At 34.6% G+C, this 12,493-nt stretch carries 9 protein-coding genes; 8 read left to right on the plus strand and 1 reads right to left on the minus strand.

What is annotated here, in order from left to right; translation table 11 throughout:
- Positions 1 to 22: 22 nt before the first annotated feature.
- The 4 genes from pgk (at position 23) to HN014_RS07170 (ending at position 6,409) form a co-directional block, all read left to right on the plus strand.
- Entirely contained in the window at positions 23 to 1,210 is a 1,188-nt protein-coding gene (gene pgk, locus HN014_RS07155; RefSeq protein ID WP_176028198.1) for a phosphoglycerate kinase, read from the plus strand.
- 415 nt (positions 1,211 to 1,625) lie between these two features.
- Entirely contained in the window at positions 1,626 to 3,188 is a 1,563-nt protein-coding gene (locus HN014_RS07160) for a LysM peptidoglycan-binding domain-containing protein (protein ID WP_176028199.1), read from the plus strand.
- Positions 3,185 to 4,192, plus strand: a complete 1,008-nt coding sequence (locus tag HN014_RS07165; RefSeq protein WP_176028200.1) for a DUF4837 family protein — start codon at positions 3,185 to 3,187, stop codon at positions 4,190 to 4,192. The genes HN014_RS07160 and HN014_RS07165 overlap by 4 nt, the downstream gene beginning before the upstream one ends.
- Before the next feature lie 90 nt (positions 4,193 to 4,282).
- Positions 4,283 to 6,409, plus strand: a complete 2,127-nt coding sequence (locus HN014_RS07170; protein WP_176028201.1) for a Tex family protein — start codon at positions 4,283 to 4,285, stop codon at positions 6,407 to 6,409.
- A 446-nt stretch (positions 6,410 to 6,855) separates the two neighbouring features.
- On the opposite strand, the gene HN014_RS07175 is transcribed toward HN014_RS07170, so the two are convergent.
- Positions 6,856 to 7,047, minus strand: a complete 192-nt coding sequence (locus HN014_RS07175; protein WP_176028202.1) for a twin-arginine translocase TatA/TatE family subunit — start codon at positions 7,045 to 7,047, stop codon at positions 6,856 to 6,858.
- Between the two features lie 251 nt (positions 7,048 to 7,298).
- Between HN014_RS07175 and HN014_RS07180 the strand changes: the two genes are divergently transcribed.
- From HN014_RS07180 to rfbB, 4 genes are read left to right on the plus strand one after another with little or no spacing between them, the layout of a single operon-like run.
- Positions 7,299 to 8,168 carry a M23 family metallopeptidase gene (locus HN014_RS07180; RefSeq protein ID WP_176028203.1) on the plus strand — a complete coding sequence of 290 codons (870 nt, stop codon included), beginning with the start codon at positions 7,299 to 7,301 and terminating at the stop codon, positions 8,166 to 8,168.
- A gap of 2 nt (positions 8,169 to 8,170) precedes the next feature.
- Positions 8,171 to 9,673, plus strand: coding sequence for a GH3 auxin-responsive promoter family protein (locus HN014_RS07185; protein ID WP_176028204.1), 1,503 nt, complete (start codon positions 8,171 to 8,173; stop codon positions 9,671 to 9,673).
- Between the two features lie 25 nt (positions 9,674 to 9,698).
- Complete coding sequence (locus HN014_RS07190) at positions 9,699 to 11,390, plus strand: hypothetical protein (protein WP_176028205.1); 1,692 nt, start codon at positions 9,699 to 9,701, stop codon at positions 11,388 to 11,390.
- A 27-nt stretch (positions 11,391 to 11,417) separates the two neighbouring features.
- Positions 11,418 to 12,446 carry a dTDP-glucose 4,6-dehydratase gene (rfbB, locus tag HN014_RS07195; RefSeq protein WP_176031056.1) on the plus strand — a complete coding sequence of 343 codons (1,029 nt, stop codon included), beginning with the start codon at positions 11,418 to 11,420 and terminating at the stop codon, positions 12,444 to 12,446.
- Positions 12,447 to 12,493 lie beyond the last annotated feature (47 nt).

Below are 12,493 nucleotides of genomic sequence, written 5' to 3' on the forward strand. Positions count from 1 at the left end.
ATCAAAATAATATACTACTGTGATGAAAACCATTAATGACATAAATTTTGAAGATAAGAAAGCGTTAATTCGTGTAGATTTTAATGTACCGCTAAATGATCAGTTCGAAGTAACGGACGATACACGAATCCGTGCTGCTAAGCCGACAATCATTAAAGTTTTGGAAGATGGTGGAAGCGCAGTATTAATGTCTCATCTGGGAAGACCAAAAGGAATACAGGAAGAATTTTCTCTTAAGCATATTGTAGCAGCTGTTTCTGAAGTGATTGGAGTACAGGTTAAATTTGTTCCTGCATGTATTGGAGCAGAGGCAGAGGAAGTTGTTGCCGGGTTAAATCCAGGAGAGGTTGTCTTATTAGAAAACCTGAGATTTCATGGAGAAGAGACCAAAGGAGATACTGCTTTTGCAGAGGCATTGTCTAAAATGGGAGATGTATATGTTAATGATGCTTTTGGAACAGCACACAGAGCACATGCTTCTACCGCAATTATCGCTCAGTTTTTTGAAGAGAATAAATGTTTTGGAAGTCTCTTGGCCAAAGAAATTGAAAATATTGACAAGGTGCTGAAAACAGGAGAGAAACCTATTACAGCTGTTTTAGGAGGAGCAAAAGTATCTTCAAAAATTACAATCATAGAAAACATTCTGGATAAGGTAGACCATTTGATTATTGGTGGAGGAATGACCTACACATTTATCAAAGCTAAAGGAGGAGAGATAGGAAATTCAATCTGTGAGGATGATAAGCAGGAAATGGCATTAGATATCTTAAAAAAAGCAGCGGAAAAAGGGGTTCAGATTCATTTACCAGTAGACGTAATTGGAGCTGATGCTTTTGATAATGGGGCAAACACTAAAGCCATGGAAGTAAATGCAATACCATCAGGATGGCAGGGACTGGATGTAGGACCGGAAACATTAAAAGGGTTTCATCAGGTAATTATGGATTCTAAAACTATTTTGTGGAATGGTCCTTTAGGAGTTTTTGAAATGGAAAACTTTGCAAATGGAACGATATCCCTGGGTAATTCTATTGCCGAAGCTACTAAAAATGGAGCTTTTTCACTCGTAGGAGGAGGAGATTCAGTAGCTGCAGTAAAACAGTTCGGATTTGGAGATAAAGTGAGCTATGTGTCTACAGGAGGAGGAGCAATGTTAGAAAGCCTGGAAGGGAAGAAACTACCAGGGATTCTGGCTATGGAAAATTAGGAATAGTAAATTACCTTATCAAAACAGACGAAACAGGTACAATCTCGACACCCGAGTAAAATATAGTTTAAAAAAATCATACGACCTTATGATTAGATACCTCCTAAAAAAACAGGTATATGTAGTCATAAGGTCGTGTGATTTCCTTTTTTTAAGCCTTAAAGGCTTTTTTTAAAGCTTTTGAAGGCTTGTTTTTTGCTTTTTAGAAAAAATATGCGATTTTCGCAAGAACCATCATGTTTTTATAGTAGAAATATTTCCTAAATGAATAAAATCAAATAGGAAAAACAGCCATTTCCATACATAAGAACAACAACATTGTATTGATAATGTTATAAATTGGTATAAACTTAAACTTTGTCGTGTGAAAAACTGCCGCTTGCTATTATTTCTTTTTCTTACTGGGAACGCGTTTATGTCTGGACAAGACACTACCAAAACTAAAATAGGCGTATTAAAAGAAAAAGACCCCATACAAAAGGAGAAAATTAAAATTGTCGATACTACTGAAGTTACCTATTCAATAGGAGAGCTAAAAACAGCATCTTTAACTTCCGTAAAAGAAAAAGATACGATTATTTATCATGCCACGGATCATCCAGAAATTGCTAAGTTAGATGCAATGTGGAGAGAAGAATTATACAATTCTCATTTGTTCGATACTATTTATAAATCCGTTAGAGAATTAGAATACGATCCGGTAGAATATGCGGCATTACCTACAGATACATTAAAAGCGAGGTTGGAACGATTAAATGCACGAACTCCTTTTAATGTAGAGTATAACCCTTCCTTGGAAAGTGTAATAAAAAGCTACCTGAAACACAGAAGAAAACACCTGGAGCGGCTTATGTCATTAAGCCACTTTTATTTTCCTCTTTTCGAAAAAGAATTAGATAACCAAAACATCCCTTTAGAGATAAAGTACTTAGCCATTGTAGAGTCTGCATTAAAACCAAGGGCAAAATCCAGAGTTGGTGCTACTGGTTTATGGCAATTTATGTTTGGAACAGGAAAAATGTTTGGATTAGAAGTTAGTTCTTATGTAGATGAACGAATGGATCCTATTATGGCGACAAAGGCAGCATGTAAGTATTTAGCGAGTCTGTATAGAATTTTTGGCGATTGGGATTTGGCGCTGGCATCTTATAATTCGGGACCAGGGAATGTAAATAAAGCGATCAGAAGAAGCGGTGGCTATACCAATTATTGGAATATCAGAAATAACCTGCCGAGAGAAACTGCAGGTTATCTGCCAGCTTTTTTGGCTACTATGTATATTTTTGAGTATGCAGAAGAACATGGATTTCGACCTAAAAAACCAAACTTGGCATACTTTGAAACAGATACAGTAAAAGTAAAACAAATGATCACTTTAGATCAGGTGTCAGAGTATATCGATGTGAAAATGGAAGAATTACAGTTTTTGAATCCTTCATATAAACTAGATATAATACCACATATTAAAGATGAGGATTATGTTTTGCGATTGCCTTTAGATAAAGTAGGCACTTTTGTAGCAAATGAAAAAGAAATATATACATTGGCAAAAGCGGAGCTCGATAAAAGAGAGAAACCGTTGCCGAAGTTCTTTGAAGCTAATGATAAGATACGCTATAGAGTACGTAGTGGAGATTATTTAGGAAAGATAGCCAGAAGGTATGGAGTGAGAGTAAGTCAAATTAAACGATGGAATGGGTTGAGGAGTAATAACCTTAGAGTAGGGCAGCGATTGACTATTTATCCCAGAAAACCAGTGACAAATGTTGCCACTAAGAAAAAAACAACTACTAAAACGACTCCTAAAAAAGCAGTAGCATTAAAAAATTATTCAGTGTATGAAGTAAAATCTGGAGATACTTTATGGAGCATTTCTAAAAAATTTAACGGAGTTTCTATTGACGATATCAAAAAATGGAATGGTATTAGTGGGAATGCTATTAAACCAGGTATGAAACTTAAAATTTCTAAATCATGATCTCATCGTTATCAATAAGAAACATTGTCGTAGCAATTATTTGCTCTTTTTGCGTTTTTAGCTGTTCAGAAGAACCAAAAAAGAAGAAAAATAAAGAAACTCAGGGAGCTATGGCAAGTTCTGTAGGAAATATCAATAACCTGTCAGTAGTTATAGATAATGAACTTTGGAAAGGGAATTTAGGAGATACTATCAGAAAATATTTTGGAGCAGAAGTTCCTGGTCTTCCTCAAGAAGAACCTCTATTCTCAATGCGACAAATGCCACCACAGGCATTTTCAGGCTTTGCTACTAAAAACAGAACATTCCTGAAGATCGAAAAAGGAGGAAAAGCAAATTTTGTTTTGTTTAAAAATAAGTTTGCTACTCCACAACGAGGAGCTGTTTTTGTTGGTAAAACAGATGATGAGATTGCCGAGCAAATACGCATACATGCAGAAGAGGTGATTAAAATATTCAAAAAAACTGAGACGTTAGAAAAACAAAAAAGAATCCGAAAGTCGCTCGAAAAAATACCAAGTTTAAAAGAAAAATTCGGAATTACATTAGACATACCTACTGCTTATAGAATCGCAAAAGAAGAAGATAAATTTTTCTGGATTCGAAAGGATATCCAAAACGGAAGTGCGAATATCATGATTTACGAAATGCCGTTAAGCACAGTCAAAAAAGATTCGAATACAATCTCTCATATCATAAAGATGAGAGACTCTATAGGTGCCAGTAAAATCCCAACAGATGAAGGAGGGAAATTTATTACAGAAATGGCATATGCTCCTTACTTGTTTGAAACAGAATTGGATAAAAGATTTGCTTTCGAAACAAAAGGAATCTGGGAAATTAAGAATAAATACATGTCAGGTCCTTTTGTGAATTATAGTATTAAGGACGAGAAAAACAATCGTTTATTAGTAATAGAAGGGTTTATCTTTGCTCCTTCTATCTATAAGAGAAATAATATGTTTGAACTAGAAGCGATCATAAAATCGATTAAGTTTCGATAAGACATAAGAATATTATTCCTCCAATTTATAAAAGGGGATGAATAGCATGTAGAAAAACCTTTTTATCTTTATCGATTAAAAGTAATATACATGCATATAGTTTCTTTTATCGCTAAACAGCTACCAATAGCTGAAAAACAAATTGCTAATACCATAAAATTATTAGAAGAAGGGGCTACGATTCCCTTTATCTCCAGATACCGAAAAGAAATGACAGGTGATTTGGATGAGGTAGCAATTGGTGAAATTGTAAAGCGAAAAGAGTCCTTTGAAACCATTGAAAAAAGGAAAGAGAGTATTATTGGAGCTATCGGCGAACAAGGAGCCTTAACTCCTGATTTAGAGACCAGAATTCGTGCTTCTTTTTCTCTGACAGAGATAGAAGATATATATCTTCCTTATAAAAAGAAAAGAAAAACAAAAGCAACTGTTGCAAAAGAAAATGGGTTAGAACCATTGGCAAAAATACTAATGGAGCAACGAGAAGAAGAAATAGTATTTGTGGCTTCCAAGTATATAAATGAGCAAGTTGCTACAGAAGAAGAAGCACTACAGGGAGCAAGAGATATTATTGCAGAATGGGTGAATGAAAATGAAGTAGTCAGAAATAAGCTTAGAAAGATTTATAAGCGAAAAGCAGCCATTACAGCCAAGGTGATTAAAACCAAAAAAGAGGAAGAAGACGCTCAGAAATACAAACAATATTTTGATTGGGAAGAACCATTGCACAAATGCCCTTCTCATCGCCTTTTAGCAATTTTGAGAGCAGAAAAAGAAAAAGTAGTACGAGTAAAAATTGGAATTCCCGAAGAAGAGGCTTTAGATTGTATTGATGATGTCGTTATAAAAACAAATGTAGAAGCCTGTACAGATCAAATATTTTTAGCTACAGAAGATGCCTACAAGAGATTATTAGCTCCTGCATTAGCTACAGAAGCTTTAAATGAAGCAAAGACAAGAGCAGATGATGCTGCGATTAGTGTATTTGCTGAAAATTTAAAACAGCTTTTATTAGCATCTCCATTGGGCCAAAAAAGAATTTTAGCAATTGACCCAGGATTTAAATCGGGATGCAAAGTCGTTTGCCTGGATAAGCATGGAGATTTATTACACAATGAGAATATCTACCCACATCCTCCCCAGAGAGAGACTACGAATGCTATCAAAAAAATAAAATCCTTAGTAAATGCTTATAAAACAGAAGCAATTGCTATAGGTAATGGTACCGCTGCCAGAGAAACGGAGTTTTTTATCAAAAAAATTCCTTTTGATAAGTCGATCCAAGTCTTTATGGTTAATGAAAGTGGAGCTTCTGTATATTCAGCTTCTAAAATAGCCAGAGCAGAATTTCCTGATTATGATGTTACAGTACGAGGTTCTGTATCTATAGGTAGACGATTGGCAGATCCGCTGGCAGAATTAGTAAAGATTGACCCAAAATCAATTGGTGTAGGGCAATATCAACACGATGTGGATCAGACAAAGCTCAAGAATGAGTTGGATAGTGTTGTCATGAGTTGCGTGAATAAAGTAGGAATTAATGTGAATACAGCAAGTGCTCCTTTACTTAGTTATGTCTCTGGTATTGGAGAGAAATTAGCAGAAAACATTGTTGCTTTCAGGTCAGAACATGGAGCGCTGACTTCCAGAAATGATTTAAAAAAGGTTCCCCGATTAGGGGGAAAAGCTTTTGAGCAGGCAGCAGCTTTTCTTAGAATAACAAATCCGGAGCATCCATTAGATAACTCTGCAGTCCATCCAGAGCGCTATGCTTTGGTCTCTAAAATGGCAAAAGATGTAGGAACACCGCTAAAGGACTTGATAGGAAATAAACAGGCAATAGCTGACATAAAACTAAAAAACTATATGTCAGATGATGTAGGTTTGCCCACATTGACAGATATTATAAAAGAACTTGAAAAACCAGGAGTAGATCCTCGTAAGACTGCTTCTGTCTTTGAGTTTGATCCTAATGTCAAGGAAATATCCGATATAAGCATTGGAATGAAACTCCCAGGGATCGTTAATAATATTACCAATTTTGGATGTTTCGTAGATATAGGAATTAAAGAAAGCGGATTGATTCATATTTCTAAACTGGCTAATGAATATATCAGTGATGTAAATAGTATTGTGAAACTAAATCAACAATTAATAGTAACAGTAATCGATATTGATATGGAAAGAAAAAGAATACAATTGTCATTGATTGATTAAGCGGAGATTGAATAGAAACGCATACAGTTATAAATAATAAATCCCTTGTAAAATATTGTTTTACAAGGGATTTCTGTGTTTTATCTATACTCTTTAAACCAACTAACATGGTTAGGTAGTATTTATTTTATATGTTTTGTATATATAAAACATATTAAAACTCGTTACTTTTAGAAAAACAAATAACTTATGTTTTTAAAAATAGTAAGAATTGAATTTTGATTTAGGCTTATTTAAAACCTGATTATTGAGTAAAAAGAGGAGGGTAAGAATTGGTTTATTTTTCTGAGAAAGGAAGAATAAATAATAAAGCCTGACAAAAAACTGTCAGGCTTTGTAAGTTTATAATAAACTGCCCTGAGCAAAAAGAACAAGGTAGTTATTTGTACCATTTTTTTGATTTCGAGACTTACCTTAAAATCACACTCCTTAGTATTGAGGTAGCACTATTTCTTATCGTCTATTTTAGAAGCTTCTTCATCTTCTTTAGAAGCTTCTTTAAATTCTTTTATCCCACTTCCCAATCCTTTCATTAATTCAGGGATTTTCTTACCACCAAACAAAAGAAGAACAATAATAACGATAAGGGCAATTTGCCATGGCCCAATCATTCCAAGAAACATATTTAATGACATCATGATCTATTCAATTAAAAAGCAAAGTTACTAAGAAAAGAACACAATAAAAATTTAATGTGATAGATAGATGTTAAATACAATTGATTTATATCCAAAAGAGGGTTGACAGTAAGAGAAGAAGGTGGTTTTTGTAATTTTAAGGATAAAAAAGAGTTATTTAGTTGTATAACTAACACAAAATATCCCTTTTTTACGAGGAAGATAACAAAGAATATTTATACATAGAATATGTATATTTGCGATTAGTATTTATGGCAACAAACACTAAAGAAAAAAAGAAATTTACCAAAAAGCTTTTAAATAAGTATCGATTGGTAATTCTCAATGAAGATACATTCGAAGAGCGAATTTCATTTAAGTTAAATCGACTGAATGTTTTTGTAATGGTTACACTAACTGGGATTCTGTTGATTTTTGGAACTACTTTTTTAATAGCATTCACTCCATTGAGAGAATATATTCCTGGATATTCTTCAACTTCTTTGGACTTGAAAGCGACTAGGCTTATTGCCAAGGTAGACTCATTAGAATCTGAAATCCATGTAAATCAGCAATACTTTAATTCCATAAAGAAAGTGCTTATGGGAGATGTTAAAACGGTGGATTTTGATAAAGACTCAGTACGGTTAACTCAGAAATTGGATCCTGAAAAGGTAGATTTAAGCCCTTCAGAAGCAGATATGCAATTGAGAGAAGAAGTTTCCAGGGAGGATAAATACAATGTTTTTGACACGGATAAAAATACTGTAGATTTTTCATTATTTCCTCCGGTAAAAGGAGCAATTACAGCTGCCTATGATGTAAATGAAAAACATTATGCAGTGGATATTGCCGTTACCAAAGACACTCCGGTAAAAGCAGCAGCTTCTGGAACAGTTATTTTTTCCGAATGGACTGCTGAAACAGGTCATGTTTTAATTTTAGATCACGGAAATGGTTTATTGACTGTTTATAAGCATAATGCATCTTTAATAAAGGAGCAGGGAGAAAAAGTAAAGGAAGGAGAAGTTATTGCAATAGCGGGTTCTACCGGAGAATTGAGTACAGGACCTCACTTACATTTTGAATTATGGAAGGATGGTTTCCCAACAGATCCATCCAATTTTATTGACTTTGAATAAATATGGCATCATTAAAAGCTGTAGGAGCAAAAGTTTTTGCAAAACGCATTCGTAAAAAAATAAATAACTGGTCTTCCAATCCTGTAGAAACACAGAAGAAAGTATTTGATCACCTGATCAAAAAAGGAAAGAAAACAGTATTTGGAAAAGATCACAATTTTGATGCAATTAAGTCCTATGAAGATTTTCGTCTTCAGGTTCCCATAAGAGATTATGAACAGCTACGAAGTTATGTAGATAGAATGGTCGATGGAGAAAAAGATATACTCTGGCCAGGAAAACCATTGTATTATGCTAAAACATCAGGAACGACCAGTGGCGCAAAATATATTCCTTTGACCAAAGAATCTATGCCTACTCATATTCGGGCAGCGAGAAATGCAATATTGTGCTATATAGCAGAAAGTGGTCGAGCAGATTTTGTCGACGGTAAAATGATTTTTCTACAGGGAAGTCCGGAGCTACAGGATAAAAATGGAGTAAAGTTAGGACGCTTATCAGGGATCGTAGCTCATTATGTACCCAAGTACCTTCAGAAAAATAGAATGCCGAGCTGGGAGACTAATTGTATAGAAGATTGGGAACAAAAAGTAGACGCTATTATAGAAGAAACAGTGAATGAAGATATGACTGTAATCAGCGGAATCCCCCCCTGGGTTCAGATGTATTTTGAAAAATTGCATCAAAAAACGAACCAATCAATAGGAACGCTTTTTAAGAATTTTGAACTCTTCATCTATGGAGGAGTTAATTATGAACCCTATCGGGCAACTTTCGAAAATTTGATAGGAAGAAGTGTTCCAAGTATAGAATTGTATCCGGCCTCTGAAGGTTTTTTTGCATTTCAGGATTCTCAACATGAAAAAGGAATGCTGTTGCAATTAGATTCCGGGATATTCTATGAATTTGTAAAAGCAGAAGAATTTTTTGAAGAAAACCCGAAACGAATAACAATTGCAGAGGTAGAAAAGGGTATTAATTATGTAATGTTGATTTCTACTACAGCAGGGTTGTGGTCTTATAACATAGGAGATACTGTTATTTTTACAAATACATCCCCATACAGAGTGATTGTTTCAGGAAGAATCAAGCATTTTATTTCTGCATTTGGAGAACATGTAATTGGCAAAGAGGTGGAGCAAGCAATGAAAGAAGGAGCAGAAATGACTGGAGCAAGGATTAATGAATTTACAGTTGCTCCTCAGGTGAATACAGACTCAGGAGAACTCCCGTATCATCAGTGGTTTATAGAATTTAATGAGACACCATCAGATCTGGAGGTATTTGCAGAAAAAATTGATGATGCGCTTAGAAAACAAAATACCTACTATAATGACTTAATAGAAGGAAATATTCTGAGAAGATTAAAAATTACACCCGTTCCTAAAGATGGTTTTACCAAGTATATGAAATCTATAGGAAAATTAGGAGGACAGAATAAGCTTCCGAGATTATCTAATGATCGAAAGATCGCAGATGCATTGACTGCAATACTAGATAAATAAACCCTATATTTGTTATGAAAAACATATGACGAATAGCAAATTACAACCAAGAACCCGGGCACAAGAAAGCTCGAGTGCAATCGAAAGAATGTATATCACCATGCGCCACCTGTTTAACAGAGGGTTTTATAAGCCTATGGGAGTTTCTGGAGATACGCTGAGAGAAGGATTGCTTACATTACGCCCAGAGATTTATGGGTCCATCGCAGAAGAGAAAGTAGAACTAAATGGGTTGTTGTATGTTATTGATAGATTGCCTTTCGGGATAGAAGAGTGTCAGTATATTAACCTGACTAGTGATGAAGGGTATAAAAAATCCCACTTCAAAGTTATTGTTCCGCTAAAAAGAAGAAGAAACTGTTATCGAATTGATGAGGAGCAAATGAATATTGAAGTGACCAGGGGGCGTTCTGAAATTTATGATATTCTGACCCATTTGACCTTCCTTTTTATAGAATCTCATAAGATTATGAGAAGAGTAGTAATCACCGAACAAGGAAACCTTACTCGTGATTGGAAGAAACTGGAAAATGCTGTATTAAACAAAAAAACACTCACCAAACAAGAAAAAGAAATTGCCTTAACACATACGGCTAATATTTTAGGGAGAACGTTTGAAGAAGTATTGTCTATTTATGATAAGTTTTCTTGCCCAGAAAACAAATCGAGATTCTTGCATATCATTTATTGGCTAGGAAAACTTGCTATAGAAGAATCGCTAAATGATAACAAAAGAATTGTAACATTTAGTCCGGTTCTTAGAGAACGTTTAGGACATCATATTCATGGCGAAATTTGGGCAAATACAATTAAAAGAACATTAGAAGATAAAGGATTATTAGATCGCCCTATTCATGTTATTAGTGCTAATATGCATAGTGTAATGAATACCTTATATGCTCCAAAAGCACTGAAAAATGAAAAAGACAAAACAGTTTTCGAATTGTACGAACTGTTAAGTGATGACAGGAACGAAAAGTCGAGAGAAAAGGTTAAAAAAGAAGCCCTCCAAAATGGAATGATCTATATAAAAGATCAAAGTGGTACGAATATTAATGTTCAGATTTTTGATACGGCAAAGCATAAAAATGGTCGTTATCATGAAGAACTGGAAAAAGTAGAAGGAGCGAAAAAACCTGTTATTATTGTTATGGATTACGCCTTTGGAGAACAGGCATATGAAACAATGGACGAATTGCTAAAACCATATATAACCAGTAAAAGAGTAAAAGGGTATTTAGATGTTCATTCTGTTTCTATTATGGGAAAAGCAGGTATTCTGGAAGGAGGTAAAGGAGATATTATGATCCCTTCTGCTCATGTTTTTGAAGGAACAGCAGATAATTATCCATTTAAAAACGAATTAGAAAAAGAAGATCTGGAAGGGCATGGAATTGAAGTATTTGATGGAGCTATGATAACCGTATTAGGAACTTCTTTACAAAACAGAGATGTTCTGAAGTTTTTTTATGAATCAACCTGGAGTGTTATAGGTCTGGAAATGGAAGGAGCACATTATCAAAAAGCAATTCAATCTGCCTCAAAACTTAGGGGGAGTATACGTGATGATGTAAAGGTTCGATATGCGTATTATGCTTCAGATAATCCATTGGAGACGGGTAGTACTTTAGCTTCTGGAGGTCTTGGAACCACAGGAGTAAAACCAACCTATGTAATTACAGAGAAAATCTTAGAGCAAATTTTTAAGAATAGTTAATAGCTATTCTAAGACATCAAATTTTTCATTTTGAAAGAAACAATATTAGTTACCGGAGGAGCAGGATTCATTGGTTCCAATTTTTTGAACTACAAAGCAAAAAAAGAAGGAGCGACATTAATTAATTTAGATAAACTTACATACGCAGCTGATACACGTAATATAGAAGTAGAGGGTGGAGATTACGTGTTTATAGAAGGAGACATCTGTGATTTAGAGTTGATCAAAAAGTTGTTTTCTACATATAAGATTAACAAAGTAGTACATTTTGCCGCGGAGTCTCATGTAGATAATTCTATTCATAGCCCGGGAGCTTTTATCGATACTAATATAGTAGGAACATTTAATTTGTTACAAGCAGCATATGAATACTGGATGGAGGGACCAAATACGTATAAACCAGAATTTGCTACTGCCCGTTTTTTGCATGTTTCTACCGATGAGGTTTATGGAACCTTAGGAAAAGAAGGGCTGTTTACAGAAACAACTCCTTATGCGCCCAATAGTCCTTATAGTGCTTCAAAAGCCTCTTCAGATATGTTAGTGAGAAGTTATTTTCATACATATGGGCTCCCTGTAGTAACAACGAATTGTTCTAATAATTATGGACCGCGACAGCACGATGAAAAACTCATTCCTACAATTATCAGAAAAGCACTGGCGGAGGAACCAATTCCAATTTATGGAGATGGAAAAAATATTAGAGACTGGTTATATGTATTGGATCATTGCAAAGGAATTGAATTAGCCTTAGAAAAAGGAACACTTGGAGAGACATATAATATCGGAGGGAAAAATGAACGAGAAAATATCTACATCGCTACTAAGATATGCGATCTTTTAGATGAGATACGACCAAGGATCAATAAAGAGAAATATACCTCTTTGATTACGTATGTTTCTGATAGACCGGGTCATGATTTTAGATATGCTATAGATGCTTCAAAAATTGAACAAGAGTTAGGGTGGAATGCGGAAGAAAATTTTGAATCAGGTATTGAGAAAACAATTCATTGGTATATAAATAAATATACTATTCCAAATGAGCCGGTATAAGAAGTTTAAAAAAGATATGAAATAAGCCATGACAATTATGTGGGTGC

Origin of the sequence: Aquimarina sp. TRL1, from assembly GCF_013365535.1 — a bacterium.
Taxonomy (GTDB): domain Bacteria; phylum Bacteroidota; class Bacteroidia; order Flavobacteriales; family Flavobacteriaceae; genus Aquimarina; species Aquimarina hainanensis.

Coding starts and splice junctions, on each gene's coding strand:
- pgk (WP_176028198.1), top strand. CDS start 23: ATGAAAACCATTAATGACATAAATTTTGAAGATAAGAAAGCGTTAATT.
- HN014_RS07160 (WP_176028199.1), top strand. CDS start 1,626: ATGTCTGGACAAGACACTACCAAAACTAAAATAGGCGTATTAAAAGAA.
- HN014_RS07165 (WP_176028200.1), top strand. CDS start 3,185: ATGATCTCATCGTTATCAATAAGAAACATTGTCGTAGCAATTATTTGC.
- HN014_RS07170 (WP_176028201.1), top strand. CDS start 4,283: ATGCATATAGTTTCTTTTATCGCTAAACAGCTACCAATAGCTGAAAAA.
- HN014_RS07175 (WP_176028202.1), bottom strand. CDS start 7,047: ATGATGTCATTAAATATGTTTCTTGGAATGATTGGGCCATGGCAAATT.
- HN014_RS07180 (WP_176028203.1), top strand. CDS start 7,299: ATGGCAACAAACACTAAAGAAAAAAAGAAATTTACCAAAAAGCTTTTA.
- HN014_RS07185 (WP_176028204.1), top strand. CDS start 8,171: ATGGCATCATTAAAAGCTGTAGGAGCAAAAGTTTTTGCAAAACGCATT.
- HN014_RS07190 (WP_176028205.1), top strand. CDS start 9,699: ATGACGAATAGCAAATTACAACCAAGAACCCGGGCACAAGAAAGCTCG.